This window comes from Pseudomonas sp. R45(2017), from assembly GCF_002112305.1.
GTDB lineage: Bacteria > Pseudomonadota > Gammaproteobacteria > Pseudomonadales > Pseudomonadaceae > Aquipseudomonas > Aquipseudomonas paraglycinae.
Genome location: NZ_NEHH01000009.1, coordinates 31,988 through 48,352, shown reverse-complemented (window position 1 = coordinate 48,352; position 16,365 = coordinate 31,988). Strand labels below are relative to the sequence as shown.

Sequence of the window (16,365 nt, the reverse complement as noted above, 5' to 3'; positions counted from 1 at the left end):
TCCCCCTTCCAACGGCGGGTTGAATGTAGGTCAGAGGGTGCAGAGATCAGGCCAACCGGGGTTCGCCGGAAACGCCCTGCAAATCAGCCACTTGAAAAACCCGTGCTGGCACCGCGCCTATTTCAATCTGCACGACTGCGCTGTGGGCTCCGGCATTTTGCACGACGGGTGCGTATTACTTCGCCACGGCTGGCGGCGGACTCACGCCGAATCGCGTGCGGTATTCACTCGGCGCCAGCCCGGTGATTTTCTTGAACGTCGCGCGAAAGGCTCCCGGATCCTGATAGCCCACCGTCCACGCGATGTGGTCAATAGTGCCATTGGTGAACTCGAGCATTTCCCGGGCCTTGCCGACCCGCAGGTGCTGGCAGTATTCGGTTGGCTTCAGGCCGGTCGCCGCGCGGAAACGACGCAGGAACGTGCGCTCCTCAAGGCCCGCGCGCTCGGCCATCGCCGTCAGTGAGACATCGGTCGCGCCATTGCTTTGCAGCCAGTGCTGAACCTTGAGAATCGCCGCGTCGCCATGATTGAGGATCGGGGCGAAATTGCTGCCGCAGGCACTGGCGCTGTCGCTGTGTTCCACCACCAGGAACCGCGCGGTCGCGCTGGCGATGCTCGGCCCGAGCAGACGATCGACCAGCCGTAGCCCCAGTTCCGACCAGGCCATCAATCCGGCCGTGGTGATCAGGTCGCCGTCATCGACAATCGGTGTGTCGGCCTTGAGTTTGATGTGCGGATAACGCTCGGCAAACGCCTTGGCTGACGTCCAGTGCGTGGTGGCGCTGCGACCGTCGAGCAGACCGCTTTCGGCCAGCAGCAGAGAACCCACGCACACCCCGCCGAGGGTGGCGCCGCGGGCGTGTTGCTCGCGCAGCCAGTGAATCAACCCGACGGACACCTGGGCCGCCGAGAAACCACCAATGGACGGCGGAATCACGACCGCCACCAGACCCGCTTCGGCGCCGGGGTCGCTGTCGTGGACCCGTACCGGCGGCTGATCGCCCTCAACCTGCCAATGGCTGACGCGCAAGCGCGGCAACTGCGCACTCTGGTACTCGGCAGCGACCCGGTTGGCCACCGCGAACAGGTCAGTCAAACCATGCACCGCCGCCAGCTGCGCGCCGGGATAGATCAGCACACCCAGTTCGACGACCGCCGGTTTCGCGTCCATTGTCAGTTTTCCCCTGTGTATTGTCGGTGCGGCCAATCCTCGAAAACGTGGCCAGCGCCAATACTGAGCCCACACCCAACGTTCACTTCGAGGACACACCCATGGCCAAGCAAGCGCTCATCGTAGTCGATATCCAGAACGACTACTTCCCCCAAGGCAAGTGGCCGCTGGCCGGTGCCGACGCCGCAGCGGACAACGCCGCCCGGTTGATCGCGGCGTTCCGCGAGGCCGGTGATTCGGTGGTGCACATCCGCCACGAATTCACTTCGCCCGAAGCACCGTTTTTCACCCCGGGCTCTGAAGGCGCGAAACTGCATCCGAAAGTGCTCAACCGCGCCGATGAGCCGGTAGTGCTCAAGCACTTCGTCAATTCATTCCGCGAAACAGAGCTGCAATCGATCCTCGATGAACAAGGCATCAAAGAGTTGGTAGTGGTCGGTAGCATGAGCCACATGTGCGTCGACGGCATCACCCGCGCAGCGGCAGATCTGGGTTACACCGTCACGGTGATCCACGATGCCTGCGCCAGCCGCGATCTGGAATTCAACGGCATGACCGTTCCCGCCGCCCACGTGCATGCGGCGTTCATGTCGGCGCTGGGGTTTGCCTACGCCAGCGTGGTGTCCACCGACGAGTTCCTCGTCGCCAGCCACTGAGCCCTGCTCTGATACAACCAGAAAAACCTGCGCCCGCCTCGTTGCGGGCGTTTTTTCGCGTGTCATGAAAATCTCACGCGTGAGCCATTGATGGCATTTTGATTTGGTTGTAGTGTTGCTCACGCGTGAGATGTTCATAACGGAGTCATCGCCATGAAAAGCCGCTCCCCCGCTACAGCGTCAGAGAGCCCAAAGGGAGTGCGCTCGACACCGTCCGCGAAAAAACCGTCGAGCTTCTACATGAAGCAGATGCGCGCGGGCCTGGCTGCCGCCGGTTATGTGAAACACGAAACTTGGGTGCTTCCGGAAAACCGAAGCTTGCTCAAGCAAATGGAGCAACAGCTACGCCAACCGATTCTGGCTGGCTCTTTCATGTCGGAGAATTACATGAGCGCAGGCAACAACTGGAACATCGATAGCCTCTACAACGCTTTCAAGGCGCTGGACGAGGTGGCTTCGCAAGAAATCACGCTGTCTCTGATCCAGAGCTCCGAACCCAGCCTCAAGCTGGAAATGAACGAATTCGGCGGTCTGCCGATTCACATCGCCATCGCCGGCCAGCAGATCATCGTCGACACCGTGCTGGTGGACATTGATTCGATCACCGACGTACGCGCGTTCAACGACGCCGTGCTGCGCAGCCGGGAAATGTTCCCGCTGTCGTCGATCGGCATCGAAACCATGCCCAATGGCCAGACCGTCTACAACATGTTCGGTGCACTGAGTGCCGATTCGAGCCTGACCAACGTAGTCACCGAGGTGAAAACCCTGGTCGACAACGTGCAGCGCGCCAGCGAAGCCTTCGAACACTTCTTCAAGTAATCAACAGGGAAAATCCAATGACTCAGTCCATCTGGAACAAGTTGTTCACCGCGCTGCGCGGCGGCGCCAATGAAGTCGGCGAAGCGATCGTTGACCAACAGGCCCTGCGCATCCTCGATCAGGAAATCCGTGACGCCGACAGCGCCCTGTCCAACGCCCGTCGCGAACTGGTCACCATCATGGCCAAGCACAAGCTGTCCGCCGACCGCGTGAGCGAGTACGACGCCAAGATCAAGGACCTGGAAGCCAAGGCTGTTTCCGCCCTGAACGCCGGCCGCGAAGATCTGGCGATGGAAGTGGCCGAAGCAATTTCGACCCTGACCAACGACCTGACCACCGAGAAGGCCCAGAGCGACGAGTTCGGCACCTACGCCGACAACATGCGCAAGGACATCAACAAGGCCGAAGCGCGGATCAAGAGCCTGCGCCAGCAAGTGGACATGGCTAAGGCCCGTGAAAGCGTGCAGAAGGCTCAGGTCAGCGCTTCGATCGCCAGCGGCGGCGCCAACGGCAAACTGGAAACCGCCGTCGGCACCCTGAACCGTCTGCAGGAAAAGCAAAAGCAACGTGCCGCCGAGCTGAATGCTCAGGACGAACTGGCCGATGCCACGACCGGCAACGACCTGGACCGCAAGCTGCGCGAAGCCGGCATCACGCCGAACGAAGGCAGCGCCAACGCCATCCTCGAGCGTCTGAAGCAGAAGTCCGCCCAGTAACGGCGGCCAGAAAAAGAAGGGCACCGCGTGCCCTTCTTTTTTTTGCCTGCTCGTTCGCCGCGCGGCCCGGTACACTAGCGGCGTTTTGCCAACGAATACCTCCACCCGCTTCAAGGAATGTACCCATGGGATGGTTCAAAGATTTGCTCGGCACCAGCAACCGGCAGTCGGCGGCGTCGACCTCCGAGTCTGCCGGTGGCCCGCTCGGACTGGCGCAGGGCAAGGCGATCCGCTTCGACACGACCCTCGGCCTGTTGCTCGACGGCAGCACCTCGGTACGTGTTCCCGACGCCCAGGCCATCTGGAGCGCCGGCTGGATCGACCTCGGTCAGTCGAACAAACTGCATCGCTACTATCTGAACGATGAAGAATTCTGGGTACAAGTCCATGTCACCGGCGACGACCAGATCGAGTCGGTGACGCTGTTCAATTACGTCAGCTATGTGACGGTCAACAGTGACGCCGAACTGCAGCGCCTGGCCGGCCCGAACAGCCTGATCGGCCTGCCGACCTACCGCCACGAAGGTGTCGAATACACTCGTGAATGGGGCACCGAACGTGGCCAGACCGAACTGGTGCCGCTCACCGAACAGGTGATCAACCCCGACGAGTCCTACACCATCAACCATCACTCGATGCTCTACGCCCGCGAGACCGGCCTGACCGATCGCCGCGAGCTCTTGCTGTTCTCCGTCGAACAGGACGAAGAAGGCACCGTCAGCCTGAGCACCTCGCTGGGCATCTCGCTGTACACCACCGATTTGAGCACTATCTAAAAGGAAGTTTTCCATGCTGGAAGCGTTGTCCATTTCCCTGAACAAAGCCGCGCTGGTCGGTTTCGTTGCCTACCTGATCGGCGCCGTGCTGCTGTTCATGCTGTTTCAGTTCGTCTACACCCGCGTCACGCCGCACAAGGAATTCGAGCTGATTCGTTCCGGCAACGTCGCCGCCGCCATTGCCCTGTCCGGCGCGATCATCGGCTTCGCGATTCCGGCGAGCAACGTGATCGCCCATTCGATCAACGTGCTCGACTTCGTGCTCTGGGCGGTGATCGCGGCTGTGGTGCAATTGCTGGCCTTCCTGGCGACCGGGCTGGTGCTCAAAGGCACGTCCCAACGCATCGCCAACGGTGAAATCGCCGCGGGCATTTATGTGGCGGCGGTGGCAATCAGCGTCGGCATGCTCAACGCCGCGTGCATGACCCCGTCCTACTGATCGGCAGGAAGCCTGAGATGAAACGAAGCAAGTACGTTCAACTGTCCCTGGCCGCTTCGGTGGCCCTGGCGATTTCCGGTGAAGTGGCCGCCCAGGAACAGCAACGCAACTTCCAGAGTGTCGAACAATGCGTCGACGCCGAACTGGCGCCGGATGTCTGCTCGAATGCCTACGTCGCCGCCCTGGCCGAACACCGGCGGATCTCCCCGGCCTACGACGACAAGGCTGCCTGCGACGCGGACTTTGCTGCTGACTGGTGTCAGAAAAATTCCGCCGGCCGTTTCGTGCCGAAACTCGGTGGCTTCAAGGTGCCGCAGGACGGTGAGCCGGCGCAGAACCTCGATGCGATCGCCAATGCACAGATGCCGGCGGGTGATGCGGCTGCCGTGCAGAGCAATCAGACAAGTACCTCGCACTCATCCAGCGGTGCAGGCAACGGCTGGCTCACCGGATGGCTGATCGGCAATGCCATGAGCAACAACCGCGCGAGCGACTCGCGGCCGGTTTATCGTGAGCGCAATACCCGCCAGACCTACGACACCTCGACGCTGAACCGTCGAATCGAGTCGGCACCGAGCCGCAGCCAGCGGGACTACGACAGCGATTACCGCAAACCGGTCAACGTCGCCTCGTCCACTTCCCGTGGCGGTTTCGGCAGCCAGTCCAGCGCACGCAGCGGTTGGGGCGGCTGGGGCCGTTCGAGCAGCTGACCATGAAGAAGATCCACTGCGCCGAGCGCCACGACTGGAAACAGACCGCCGAAAGCCTCGGTTTTCTGTTTCATACCATCGACGACGAGCCGTACTGGGACGAGCGCGCCTACTACCAGTTCACGCTCGCGCAGATCGAAAACGATCTGGAGGATCCGACCACCGAGTTGCACGAGATGTGCATGGATCTGGTCGACCGCGTCGTGCACAGCGAAGAACTGCTGGATCGTCTGAGCATTCCGGCACCGTACTACGACATGATCCGAACGTCCTGGCTGGAAGGTCATCCGCATCTGTACGGGCGCATGGACTTCTCCTACAGCGGCAACGGCCCTGCGAAGCTGCTCGAACTCAACTACGACACGCCCACCAGCCTTTATGAAGCGGCGGCGTTCCAGTGGGGCTGGCTGGAGCAATGCATCGAGCGCGGAATGCTGCCGCGCCATGCCGACCAGTTCAACAGCATCGACACCCGGCTGCACGAAGCCTTTGCTCAACTGAAACTGAAGCGGCCGTTTTACTTCGCCTCGATGAAAGACTCGGTCGAAGACAAGGGCACCACGGATTATCTGCGGCTGATCGCAGAGAAGGTCGGCATCGAATCGCGGCACATCGATATTGAAGACATCGGCCTGAGCGCTGACGGCCGCTTCGTGGATCTCGAAGATCGCTGGATCCCGCACCTGTTCAAACTGCACGCCTGGGAATTCATCTTCCACGAGCCGTTCGGCGCGGCGATTGCCGAGTGCGACACGCAGTTTTTCGAACCGGCGTGGAAGTCGATCCTCTCCAACAAGGGCGCCCTGCCCCTGCTATGGGAGTTTCACAAGGGCCACCCGAATCTGCTCGCCGCGCACCTCGACCCGAACCCGGGCAGCGCGGTGCCAAAGGGTTGGGTACGCAAACCGTACTTCTCTCGGGAAGGCGCCAACATCGAGCTGCAGACCGCCGAAGGTCTGATCGTCAAAGAGGATGGGCCCTACACCGACGCGCCCTTCATCCTGCAGGAGTTTGCCCCTTTGCCGAAGTTCGACGACAGCTACACGTTGATCGGTTCGTGGGTAATCGGTGATCAGGCGGCGGGGATTGGCGTACGCGAAGACAACAGCCTTATCACCAAGGATTCGAGCCGGTTTCTGCCACATCTGATTCTTGATTGAAAAACCTGCGTGCATGAAAAAGGCCCGTCGCATTCAGCGACGGGCCTTTTTTGTTTAGCGCGGATACAGCAGCGAATCAGAACGGAATGTCGTCATCGAAGCTGTCGAAATCCGGAGCCGGTTGCGGTGCGGCCTGCTGTGGAGCCGGGGCCGAACGCTGCTGAGGTGCCGACTGCTGCGGACGCGGAGCCTGCTGGCGTGGCGCCTGCTGCTGGTAGTTGTTGCCACCGCCTTGTTGGTCGCCCTGTTGTGGACGGCCGCCGAGCAGTTGCATGGTGCCTTGCATGTCGACCACGATTTCAGTGGTATAACGCTTGATACCGTCTTTTTCCCACTCACGGGTCTGCAGCTTGCCTTCGATGTAAACCTGCGAACCCTTGCGCAGGTATTCGCCGGCGATTTCGGCAACCTTGCCGAACATCGATACGCGGTGCCACTCGGTCTTCTCGACCTTCTGACCGGTCTGCTTGTCGGTCCACTGCTCGCTGGTCGCCAGACTCAGGTTGGTCACGGCGTTACCGTTGGGCAGGTAGCGTACTTCGGGATCCTGGCCGCAAGTACCGACCAGAATGACTTTGTTAACCCCACGGGCCATAACGTTCTCCTAGGCTTCGCACGCAGTCTGCGCCGGGTTGTTCACCAGGCGTTCGAGAGTGGTGCGATCCATTAATTCGGTGTCCAGTTTGATGTAGATCGCCGCTTCATCAGCGACTATCACTGCATCAGTTACCCCTACGAGGGCCTTGAGACGCTCGACCAGACCCGCTTCGCGGATCGCTTCGGGCGACAACGGCAGGCGCAGGCTCGTCACGTAGGGAGGTTCGCGCATGGTAACAGCAAAGGCCAGCCAAAGTGCAGCCAGCCCGGCACATCCGAGGAACACAACCGACAGACCGCCATGCTGGAACATCCAGCCGCCGAGAATACCGCCGAGTGCCGAACCGAGGAACTGACTGGTGGAGTACACGCCCATGGCCGTGCCTTTGCCACCTGCCGGTGAAACCTTGCTGATCAGCGACGGCAGCGAAGCTTCCAGCAGATTGAACGCGGTGAAGAACACCACCGTCCCGATCACCAGAGCCCGCAGGCTGTCACCGAACTGCCAGAAGAATAGCTCAGTGAGCATCAGCGTCATCACGGCGCCGAGCAAAACTCGTTTCATTTTGCGTTTCTTCTCGCCGTAGATAATGAACGGGATCATGGCGAAGAAAGAAATCAGCAGTGCGGTGAGGTAGACCCACCAGTGCTGTTCCTTGGGCAGACCGGCCTTTTCAACCAACGCCAAAGGCAGTGCGACGAAGCTCGACATCAACATCGCATGTAACACAAAAATGCCCAGGTCCAGCCGCAGCAGGTCCGGGTGCTTGAGTGTCGGCATCAACGCCTGCCGTGCAACGCCGGACTCGCGATGGCTCAACGGCCCGGTGGATTTCGGCACCATGAACATAACGATCACGACCCCGACCAGTGCCATGCCACCGGTGGCGAGGAACAGGCCGGACAAGCCGAATGCACGGGTCAGCAGCGGGCCGACCACCATCGCCACGGCGAACGACAGGCCGATGGTCATGCCGATCATGGCCATTGCCTTGGTGCGGTGCTGTTCGCGGGTCAGGTCGGAGAGCAAGGCCATGACCGCCGCAGAAATAGCGCCGGCGCCCTGCAGGATCCGCCCGGCAATCACGCCCCAGATCGAATCGGCCTGAGCCGCCAGCACGCTGCCGAGGGCGAAGACGATCAGCCCCAGGTAAATCACCGGACGGCGACCGATGCGGTCGGAAATGATCCCGAACGGAATCTGGAAAATCGCCTGGGTCAGGCCGTAAGCGCCGATCGCCAGCCCGATCAGGGCCGGGGTCGCTCCCGCCAGATCCATGCCGTAGGTCGCCAGTACCGGCAACACCATGAACATGCCAAGCATACGGAAGGCGAACACCAGGGCCAGACCGCTCGCCGCGCGGGTCTCGCTGCCACTCATGCGTTCGCTGTGGGGATCGTGCATGGAAAAACCTCGTGTGAACCGGCGGCGATTCTACCAGTCCCATCGAGAGACGGGGTATATCGCGACGCTTTGACGCGTACAGATGAAACTCTCTTCATGTAAGGCAAAAAACCCTTAACTTGATAGTGTGCATCCATCCAGTATTTGGCCGTATACTCCTGTGTTTTCGACGCCCGCCGAGCGAGGCCATTTTGGACAAGATCCTGATTCGTGGGGCCCGCACCCACAACCTGAAGAACATCGACCTGACCCTGCCACGGGACAAACTGATCGTCATCACCGGCCTGTCCGGATCCGGCAAGTCGTCCCTGGCCTTCGACACGCTGTACGCCGAAGGTCAGCGCCGCTATGTCGAATCCCTGTCGGCCTATGCCCGACAGTTCCTGTCGATGATGGAAAAACCCGACGTCGACACCATCGAAGGCCTGTCGCCGGCGATCTCCATCGAACAGAAGTCGACCTCGCACAACCCGCGCTCCACGGTCGGCACCATCACTGAAATCTACGACTACCTGCGTCTGCTGTATGCCCGCGTCGGTACGCCGCGCTGCCCGGATCACGACATTCCGCTGGAAGCCCAGACCGTCAGCCAGATGGTCGACCTGGTGCTGGCTCAGCCGGAAGGCAGCAAGCTGATGCTGCTGGCGCCGGTGATTCGCGAGCGCAAGGGCGAGCATCTGTCGGTGTTCGAAGAACTGCGCGCCCAGGGCTTCGTCCGGGCCCGGGTCAACGGCCGGCTCTGCGAGCTGGACGAACTGCCGAAACTGGATAAACAGAAGAAGCACACGATTGAAGTCGTGGTCGACCGCTTCAAGGTTCGCGCGGATCTGCAGCAGCGTCTGGCGGAATCCTTCGAGACCGCGCTGAAGCTGGCGGACGGCATCGCGCTGGTGGCGCCGATGGACGACGAGCCAGGCGAAGAGATGATTTTCTCCGCGCGCTTCGCCTGCCCGATCTGCGGCCACGCGATCAGCGAGCTGGAACCCAAGCTGTTTTCCTTCAACAACCCGGCCGGCGCCTGCCCGACCTGCGACGGTCTGGGCGTGAAGCAGTTCTTCGACATCAAGCGACTGGTCAACGGTGAACTCACGCTGGCCGAGGGCGCGATTCGTGGCTGGGATCGGCGCAACGTCTATTACTTCCAGATGCTCGGCTCGCTGGCCGCGCATTACGGCTTCAGCCTGGAGCAGCCGTTCAACGAGCTGCCGGCCGACCAGCAGAAGTACATCCTGCACGGCAGCGGCTCGCAGAACGTCGATTTCAAATACCTCAACGACCGGGGCGACATCGTCAAGCGCTCGCACCCGTTCGAAGGCATCGTGCCGAATCTCGAACGCCGCTACCGCGAAACCGAATCGGCAAGCGTTCGCGAAGAACTGGCGAAGTTCCTCAGCACCCAGTCCTGCCCGGATTGCCGTGGCACCCGCCTGCGTCGCGAAGCGCGGCACGTGTGGGTCGGCGAGAAAACCCTGCCGGCGGTGACCAACCTGCCGATCGGCGACGCTTGCGATTACTTCGGCGCGCTGAAGATGACCGGGCGCCGTGGCGAGATCGCCGACAAGATTCTCAAGGAAATCCGCGAGCGCCTGCAATTCCTGGTCAATGTCGGTCTCGACTATCTGTCGCTGGATCGCAGTGCCGACACGCTATCTGGCGGCGAGGCACAGCGGATTCGTCTGGCCAGCCAGATCGGCGCGGGCCTGGTGGGTGTTCTGTACATCCTCGACGAGCCGTCCATTGGCCTGCACCAGCGCGACAATGACCGCCTGCTCGGCACCCTCAAGCACCTGCGCGACATCGGCAATACGGTGATCGTGGTCGAGCATGACGAAGACGCGATTCGTCTCGCTGACTACGTAGTGGATATCGGCCCGGGCGCCGGGGTTCATGGCGGGCAGATCGTCGCCGAAGGCACGCCGGACGAAGTCATGGCACACCCGGACTCGCTGACCGGTAAATACCTGTCGGGCCGGGTGAAGATTGAAGTGCCGGCCAAGCGCACGCCGCGCAACAAGAAACAGGTGCTGGCGCTCAAGGGCGCGCGTGGCAACAACCTGCGCAACGTTGACCTGGAAATCCCGATCGGCCTGCTGACCTGCGTGACCGGCGTTTCCGGCTCCGGCAAATCGACGCTGATCAACAACACGCTGTTCCCGCTGAGCGCAACGGCACTCAATGGCGCGACCACCCTGGAAGCCGCAGCCCACGACAGCATCAAAGGCCTGGAACATCTGGACAAGGTTGTCGACATCGACCAGAGCCCGATCGGCCGTACACCACGCTCCAACCCGGCAACCTATACCGGGCTGTTCACGCCGATCCGCGAACTGTTCGCCGGCGTGCCCGAGTCCCGCTCCCGTGGTTACGGCCCGGGGCGTTTCTCGTTCAACGTGAAGGGTGGTCGTTGCGAAGCCTGCCAGGGCGACGGTCTGATCAAGGTGGAAATGCACTTCCTGCCGGACATCTACGTTCCGTGCGACGTGTGCAAGAGCAAGCGCTACAACCGCGAAACACTGGAGATCAAATACAAGGGCAAGAGCATCCACGAAACCCTCGAGATGACCATCGAGGAAGCGCGGGAGTTCTTCGATGCGGTACCAGCGCTGGCGCGCAAGCTGCAAACGCTGATGGATGTAGGCCTGTCCTACATCAAGCTCGGGCAGTCGGCGACCACGCTGTCCGGTGGTGAGGCTCAGCGGGTCAAGTTGTCTCGCGAGCTGTCCAAACGCGATACCGGCAAGACCCTGTACATCCTCGACGAGCCGACCACCGGTCTGCACTTCGCGGATATCCAGCAACTGCTCGACGTACTGCATCGCCTGCGCGACCACGGCAACACCGTGGTGGTGATCGAGCACAACCTCGACGTGATCAAGACCGCCGACTGGCTAGTGGATCTCGGCCCCGAGGGTGGCTCGAAAGGTGGGCAGATCATCGCCACCGGCACGCCGGAGGAAGTGGCCGAGATGAAACAGTCTCACACCGGCCATTACCTCAAGCCGCTGTTGCTCCGCGATCGGGCCTGATCGCCGGGCATGAAAAAACCCCTGCCACTTCATCAGTGACAGGGGCTTTTTTGTATCGGCTGCAATCAGGACGCGTGGGACTGCAGGTAGTTCTGGATACCGATCAGTTTGATCAGGCCCAACTGCTTTTCAAGCCAATAGGTGTGATCTTCTTCGGTATCGTGCAACTGAAGCTTGAGGATATCGCGGCTTACATAGTCGCCATTCTTTTCACACAGCTCGATGCCTTTGCACAGTGCAGCACGAACCTTGTACTCAAGACGCAGATCCGCCTCGAGCATGGTCTCTACCGTGGTCCCAACATCCAGGTCATCCGGGCGCATGCGCGGAGTGCCTTCGAGCATCAGAATGCGGCGCATCAGCGCATCGGCGTGACCGGCTTCTTCTTCCATCTCGTGGTTGATTCGTTCGTAGAGCTTGGTGAATCCCCAGTCCTCATACATCCGCGAGTGAACGAAATATTGGTCACGCGCGGCCAGTTCGCCGGTCAGCAACGTGTTGAGGTAATCGATAACGTCTGGGTGGCCTTGCATCGCCCTACATCTCCCTGCTTGAAAGTCTGTAGTTTGAACCAACCTGACTGGAAGGTCACTCACTTCGCGCAATAAAAGCGAAGATATTCTGAGAAAAGCAGCCTAAATAACGCAAAAACCGCCCTAATGAGGGCGGTTCTGCTTCTCGTTTAGACTTCGTTAAGCTGTACGTTGAGCAGCTTTGCGATTGCTTCTCCGTACGCCGGATCGGCCTTGTGGAAATGCTGCAACTGACGGTCGACGACATCACTCGATACACCCGCCATCGCGCCGGCGATGTTGCTGACCAGCAATGCTTTCTGCTCGTCGCTCATCAAACGGAACAGCGCACCGGCGTGGCTGTAGTAGTCGCTGTCTTCACGATGATCGTAGCGATCAGCCGCGCCGCTCAGGGCCAGTGCAGGCTCGGCATAGTGCGGCGCTTGCTTCGGCGACTCTACATAGCTGTTCGGCTCGTAGTTAGGCGCTGCGCCACCATTGCTGCCAAAAGCCATCGAACCATCACGCTGGTAAGTATTCACCGGGCTGCGTGGGGCATTCACCGGCAGTTGCTGGTGGTTGGTGCCTACACGGTAGCGGTGAGCGTCGGCGTATGCGAACACACGACCTTGCAGCATGCGATCCGGCGACAGACCTACGCCAGGCACCATGTTGCTGGGACCGAACGCAGCTTGCTCGACTTCAGCAAAGTAGTTGAGCGGATTACGGTTCAGTTCCAGCTCACCCACTTCAATCAGTGGAAACTCCTTCTGCGACCAAGTCTTGGTCACGTCGAACGGGTTCTCGTAGTGCGCAGCGGCCTGGGCCTCGGTCATGATCTGGATGCACACGCTCCATTTCGGGAAGTCACCACGTTCGATGGCCTCGAACAGATCGCGCTGGGCGTAGTCGGGATCTGTGCCCGCCAAACGTGCCGCGTCTGCCGGCGCCAGGTTCTTGATTCCTTGCTTGGTCTTGTAATGCCACTTCACCCAGTGGCGCTCGCCTTGAGCGCTGATCAGGCTGTAGGTGTGGCTGCCGAAGCCGTGCATGTGGCGATAGCCGTCCGGAATGCCGCGATCGGAGAACAGGATCGTGACCTGGTGCAGCGCTTCAGGAGAATGCGACCAGAAGTCCCACATCATCTGCGCGCTTTTCAGGTTACTTTGCGGCAGGCGTTTCTGGGTGTGGATAAAGTCAGGGAATTTCAGCGGATCACGAATGAAGAACACCGGCGTGTTGTTGCCGACGATGTCCCAGTTGCCTTCTTCGGTATAGAACTTGAGGGCGAAGCCACGTGGATCGCGCTCGGTGTCGGCCGAGCCACGCTCGCCACCGACCGTTGAAAAACGCAGGAAGGTCGGCGTCTGTTTGCCGACAGCGGAGAACAGCTTGGCGCTGGTGTACTGCGTAATGTCGCGAGTGACCGTGAAAGTACCGTATGCGCCCGAACCCTTGGCGTGTACACGACGCTCAGGAATGTTTTCCCGGTTGAAGTGAGCAAGCTTCTCGATCAGATGGAAATCATCGAGCAGCAACGGGCCACGAGGGCCAGCGGAGCGAGAATTCTGGTTATCAGCGACAGGTGCGCCACTGGCGGTCGTAAGCGTCTTGTTCTGGCTCATGCGATCTTCATCCTCTATCGGTCTTGAACTGCCGGCTAATCGGCTTGTTAGGGAGTATCGATCATCAATATGACAGCCACAAATTCATTAACTCATGACTATCAATAGATAAAAACTAACGATAAATCCTGGCATATAGTGCAGAACCAAACAAAGTAGAAGCTTGTACGAATAGCGCATTTCTTACAGGCACAAAAAACCGGGCACTAGGCCCGGTTCCTTGTTTCAGACTGATGTCTTACTCAGCGGATACAGCTTCACCGCCGACAGCACGATCAACCAGTTCGACGTACGCCATAGGCGCGTTGTCGCCAGCGCGGAAACCGCACTTGAGGATGCGCAGGTAGCCACCCTCACGGGTAGCGTAACGCTTGCCCAGGTCGTTGAAGAGCTTACCAACGATAGCTTTCGAACGAGTACGGTCGAAAGCCAGACGACGGTTAGCAACGCTGTCTGTCTTGGCCAGAGTGATCAGCGGCTCGGCAACGCGGCGCAGTTCTTTGGCTTTTGGCAGAGTAGTTTTGATCAGCTCGTGCTCGAACAGCGACACCGCCATGTTCTGGAACATGGCCTTGCGGTGCGAGCTGGTGCGGCTCAGGTGACGCCCACTTTTACGATGACGCATGGTTCATTCCTTACCAAACACTACGTTCGGTGATTACGACGATCAGGCAGTCGCCTTGTCGTCCTTCTTAAGACTTGCAGGCGGCCAGTTGTCGAGGCGCATGCCGAGGGACAGACCGCGGGAGGCCAGAACGTCCTTGATTTCAGTCAAGGATTTCTTGCCCAGGTTCGGAGTCTTCAACAGCTCTACTTCGGTACGCTGAATCAGGTCGCCGATGTAGTAGATGTTTTCCGCCTTAAGGCAGTTAGCCGAACGTACAGTCAGTTCCAGATCGTCAACCGGGCGAAGCAGGATCGGATCGATCTCGTCTTCCTGCTCGACAACCACTGGCTCACTGTCACCTTTGAGGTCGACGAACGCAGCCAACTGCTGTTGCAGAATGGTTGCAGCGCGGCGGATAGCCTCTTCAGGATCCAGAGTACCGTTGGTTTCCAGATCAATAACCAGCTTGTCCAGGTTGGTGCGCTGCTCGACACGGGCGTTTTCCACCACGTATGCGATACGGCGAACCGGGCTGAACGAAGAGTCAAGCTGCAAGCGACCGATGCTGCGGCTTTCGTCTTCATCGCTCTGACGCGAGTCTGCTGGTTCATAACCACGACCACGAGCTACGGTGAGCTTCATGTTCAGGGCGCCGTTAGACGCCAGGTTAGCGATTACGTGATCGGGATTAACGATCTCGACATCATGATCCAGCTGAATATCGGCAGCGGTAACCACCCCCGAACCCTTCTTCGACAAGGTCAGCGTAACTTCGTCACGACCGTGCAGCTTGATGGCCAGACCTTTAAGGTTCAACAGGATTTCAATTACGTCTTCCTGTACACCTTCGATGGCGCTGTACTCGTGGAGCACACCGTCAATCTCGGCCTCGACTACTGCGCAGCCGGGCATTGAGGACAACAGGATGCGGCGCAGCGCGTTGCCCAGGGTGTGGCCAAAACCACGCTCGAGAGGCTCGAGAGTGATCTTGGCGCGGGTTGGACTGACAACCTGCACATCAATGTGGCGGGGTGTCAGGAACTCATTTACCGAAATCTGCATGGATGCACCTATTTTCTAGCCCTTACTTGGAGTAGAGCTCGACAATCAGGCTTTCGTTGATGTCGGCGGACAGATCACTGCGAGCAGGAACGTTCTTGAAAACGCCCGACTTCTTCTCAGTGTCTACTTCTACCCATTCTACGCGGCCACGTTGGGCACACAGATCGAGAGCTTGGACAATGCGAAGTTGGTTTTTTGCTTTCTCGCGAACAGCAACCACGTCACCAGCACGAACCTGGTAGGACGGAACGTTTACGGTCTGACCGTTAACGCTGATCGACTTGTGCGATACCAGCTGACGGGATTCGGCACGAGTCGAACCAAAGCCCATACGGTATACAACGTTGTCCAGACGGCATTCGAGCAGTTGCAGCAGGTTTTCACCAGTTGCACCTTTCTTGCCAGCAGCTTCTTTGTAGTAGCCGCTGAACTGACGCTCGAGAACGCCGTAGATACGACGGACCTTCTGCTTTTCACGCAGTTGGGTGCCGTAGTCGGACTGGCGACCGCGGCGTTGGCCGTGGATACCAGGTGCTGCTTCAATGTTGCACTTCGATTCGATCGCGCGCACGCCGCTCTTCAGGAAGAGATCGGTGCCTTCGCGACGAGCGAGTTTGCATTTTGGACCAATGTAACGAGCCATTCTTTACAATCTCCTGGATTACACGCGGCGCTTCTTCGGCGGACGGCACCCGTTGTGCGGGATTGGCGTCACGTCGGTGATGCTGGCGATCTTGTAGCCACAGCCGTTCAAAGCGCGGACTGCGGATTCACGACCTGGACCTGGACCCTTGACGTTCACGTCGAGGTTTTTCAGGCCGTATTCCAGCGCAGCTTGACCAGCACGCTCAGCAGCTACTTGAGCAGCGAACGGGGTGGACTTGCGGGAACCGCGGAAACCCGAACCACCGGAGGTAGCCCAGGAAAGAGCGTTACCTTGACGGTCGGTGATGGTCACGATGGTGTTGTTAAAAGAAGCATGGATGTGGGCGATGCCATCAACCACTGTCTTTTTAACTTTTTTACGAGGACGAGCAGCAGGTTTTGCCATGATTAAATTCCTGTCGATTCGCTGGGGCGA

At 59.6% G+C, this 16,365-nt stretch carries 17 protein-coding genes; 8 read left to right on the top strand and 9 right to left on the bottom strand.

Going from position 1 to position 16,365, the window contains the following annotated elements; all coding sequences use genetic code 11:
- Positions 1–175 precede the first annotated feature (175 nt).
- Positions 176–1,171: a GlxA family transcriptional regulator gene (locus CAF74_RS20805; protein ID WP_085747600.1), complete on the bottom strand. Its 996-nt coding sequence runs from the start codon at positions 1,169–1,171 to the stop codon at positions 176–178.
- Positions 1,172–1,272: 101 nt separating this feature from the next.
- On the opposite strand from CAF74_RS20805, the gene CAF74_RS20800 reads away from it, so the two are divergent.
- From CAF74_RS20800 to CAF74_RS20770, 7 genes are all read left to right on the top strand, one after another.
- Positions 1,273–1,827 (top strand): cysteine hydrolase family protein, encoded by a 555-nt coding sequence (locus tag CAF74_RS20800; RefSeq protein ID WP_085747599.1) that lies wholly within the window; start codon positions 1,273–1,275, stop codon positions 1,825–1,827.
- A gap of 153 nt (positions 1,828–1,980) precedes the next feature.
- A complete protein-coding gene (locus CAF74_RS20795) occupies positions 1,981–2,649 on the top strand; it encodes a YjfI family protein (RefSeq protein ID WP_085747598.1) in 669 nt (222 codons plus the stop codon).
- A 17-nt stretch (positions 2,650–2,666) separates the two neighbouring features.
- Entirely contained in the window at positions 2,667–3,365 is a 699-nt protein-coding gene (locus CAF74_RS20790) for a PspA/IM30 family protein (protein ID WP_085747597.1), read from the top strand.
- Between the two features lie 125 nt (positions 3,366–3,490).
- Entirely contained in the window at positions 3,491–4,141 is a 651-nt protein-coding gene (locus CAF74_RS20785) for a DUF2491 family protein (protein WP_085747596.1), read from the top strand.
- Between the two features lie 13 nt (positions 4,142–4,154).
- Positions 4,155–4,580: a DUF350 domain-containing protein gene (locus CAF74_RS20780; RefSeq protein ID WP_007955627.1), complete on the top strand. Its 426-nt coding sequence runs from the start codon at positions 4,155–4,157 to the stop codon at positions 4,578–4,580.
- Between the two features lie 17 nt (positions 4,581–4,597).
- A complete protein-coding gene (locus tag CAF74_RS20775) occupies positions 4,598–5,290 on the top strand; it encodes a DUF1190 domain-containing protein (protein ID WP_085609134.1) in 693 nt (230 codons plus the stop codon).
- 2 nt (positions 5,291–5,292) lie between these two features.
- A complete protein-coding gene (locus CAF74_RS20770; protein WP_085747595.1) occupies positions 5,293–6,450 on the top strand; it encodes a glutathionylspermidine synthase family protein in 1,158 nt (385 codons plus the stop codon).
- Positions 6,451–6,526: 76 nt separating this feature from the next.
- Here CAF74_RS20770 and CAF74_RS20765 read toward each other — a convergent pair whose 3' ends face one another.
- Positions 6,527–7,045, bottom strand: coding sequence for a single-stranded DNA-binding protein (locus tag CAF74_RS20765; protein WP_003228709.1), 519 nt, complete (start codon positions 7,043–7,045; stop codon positions 6,527–6,529).
- 9 nt (positions 7,046–7,054) lie between these two features.
- Positions 7,055–8,452, bottom strand: a complete 1,398-nt coding sequence (locus CAF74_RS20760) for an MFS transporter (RefSeq protein WP_085747594.1) — start codon at positions 8,450–8,452, stop codon at positions 7,055–7,057.
- A gap of 191 nt (positions 8,453–8,643) precedes the next feature.
- Between CAF74_RS20760 and uvrA the strand changes: the two genes are divergently transcribed.
- Positions 8,644–11,478 carry an excinuclease ABC subunit UvrA gene (gene uvrA, locus CAF74_RS20755; protein WP_085747593.1) on the top strand — a complete coding sequence of 945 codons (2,835 nt, stop codon included), beginning with the start codon at positions 8,644–8,646 and terminating at the stop codon, positions 11,476–11,478.
- A 65-nt stretch (positions 11,479–11,543) separates the two neighbouring features.
- Here uvrA and bfr read toward each other — a convergent pair whose 3' ends face one another.
- The 6 genes from bfr to rpsK form a co-directional block, all read right to left on the bottom strand.
- Positions 11,544–12,011 carry a bacterioferritin gene (gene bfr, locus CAF74_RS20750; RefSeq protein WP_007955633.1) on the bottom strand — a complete coding sequence of 156 codons (468 nt, stop codon included), beginning with the start codon at positions 12,009–12,011 and terminating at the stop codon, positions 11,544–11,546.
- 149 nt (positions 12,012–12,160) lie between these two features.
- Entirely contained in the window at positions 12,161–13,615 is a 1,455-nt protein-coding gene (locus tag CAF74_RS20745; protein WP_085747592.1) for a catalase, read from the bottom strand.
- Positions 13,616–13,853: 238 nt separating this feature from the next.
- The gene (gene rplQ / locus CAF74_RS20740) at positions 13,854–14,240 is read right to left on the bottom strand and encodes a 50S ribosomal protein L17 (protein WP_007955635.1); all 387 of its coding nucleotides are present in this window, start codon (positions 14,238–14,240) and stop codon (positions 13,854–13,856) included.
- A gap of 42 nt (positions 14,241–14,282) precedes the next feature.
- Complete coding sequence (rpoA, locus tag CAF74_RS20735; RefSeq protein WP_003186012.1) at positions 14,283–15,284, bottom strand: DNA-directed RNA polymerase subunit alpha; 1,002 nt, start codon at positions 15,282–15,284, stop codon at positions 14,283–14,285.
- Between the two features lie 22 nt (positions 15,285–15,306).
- Positions 15,307–15,927: a 30S ribosomal protein S4 gene (rpsD, locus tag CAF74_RS20730; RefSeq protein WP_003176404.1), complete on the bottom strand. Its 621-nt coding sequence runs from the start codon at positions 15,925–15,927 to the stop codon at positions 15,307–15,309.
- 18 nt (positions 15,928–15,945) lie between these two features.
- A complete protein-coding gene (gene rpsK, locus CAF74_RS20725; RefSeq protein ID WP_002555466.1) occupies positions 15,946–16,335 on the bottom strand; it encodes a 30S ribosomal protein S11 in 390 nt (129 codons plus the stop codon).
- Positions 16,336–16,365: the final 30 nt, after the last annotated feature.

What these genes read in the sequence shown, in the direction of transcription:
- CAF74_RS20805 (WP_085747600.1), bottom strand. Translation starts at nt 1,171, where the DNA reads ATGGACGCGAAACCGGCGGTCGTCGAACTGGGTGTGCTGATCTATCCC.
- CAF74_RS20800 (WP_085747599.1), top strand. Translation starts at nt 1,273, where the DNA reads ATGGCCAAGCAAGCGCTCATCGTAGTCGATATCCAGAACGACTACTTC.
- CAF74_RS20795 (WP_085747598.1), top strand. Translation starts at nt 1,981, where the DNA reads ATGAAAAGCCGCTCCCCCGCTACAGCGTCAGAGAGCCCAAAGGGAGTG.
- CAF74_RS20790 (WP_085747597.1), top strand. Translation starts at nt 2,667, where the DNA reads ATGACTCAGTCCATCTGGAACAAGTTGTTCACCGCGCTGCGCGGCGGC.
- CAF74_RS20785 (WP_085747596.1), top strand. Translation starts at nt 3,491, where the DNA reads ATGGGATGGTTCAAAGATTTGCTCGGCACCAGCAACCGGCAGTCGGCG.
- CAF74_RS20780 (WP_007955627.1), top strand. Translation starts at nt 4,155, where the DNA reads ATGCTGGAAGCGTTGTCCATTTCCCTGAACAAAGCCGCGCTGGTCGGT.
- CAF74_RS20775 (WP_085609134.1), top strand. Translation starts at nt 4,598, where the DNA reads ATGAAACGAAGCAAGTACGTTCAACTGTCCCTGGCCGCTTCGGTGGCC.
- CAF74_RS20770 (WP_085747595.1), top strand. Translation starts at nt 5,293, where the DNA reads ATGAAGAAGATCCACTGCGCCGAGCGCCACGACTGGAAACAGACCGCC.
- CAF74_RS20765 (WP_003228709.1), bottom strand. Translation starts at nt 7,045, where the DNA reads ATGGCCCGTGGGGTTAACAAAGTCATTCTGGTCGGTACTTGCGGCCAG.
- CAF74_RS20760 (WP_085747594.1), bottom strand. Translation starts at nt 8,452, where the DNA reads ATGCACGATCCCCACAGCGAACGCATGAGTGGCAGCGAGACCCGCGCG.
- bfr (WP_007955633.1), bottom strand. Translation starts at nt 12,011, where the DNA reads ATGCAAGGCCACCCAGACGTTATCGATTACCTCAACACGTTGCTGACC.
- CAF74_RS20745 (WP_085747592.1), bottom strand. Translation starts at nt 13,615, where the DNA reads ATGAGCCAGAACAAGACGCTTACGACCGCCAGTGGCGCACCTGTCGCT.
- rplQ (WP_007955635.1), bottom strand. Translation starts at nt 14,240, where the DNA reads ATGCGTCATCGTAAAAGTGGGCGTCACCTGAGCCGCACCAGCTCGCAC.
- rpoA (WP_003186012.1), bottom strand. Translation starts at nt 15,284, where the DNA reads ATGCAGATTTCGGTAAATGAGTTCCTGACACCCCGCCACATTGATGTG.
- rpsD (WP_003176404.1), bottom strand. Translation starts at nt 15,927, where the DNA reads ATGGCTCGTTACATTGGTCCAAAATGCAAACTCGCTCGTCGCGAAGGC.
- rpsK (WP_002555466.1), bottom strand. Translation starts at nt 16,335, where the DNA reads ATGGCAAAACCTGCTGCTCGTCCTCGTAAAAAAGTTAAAAAGACAGTG.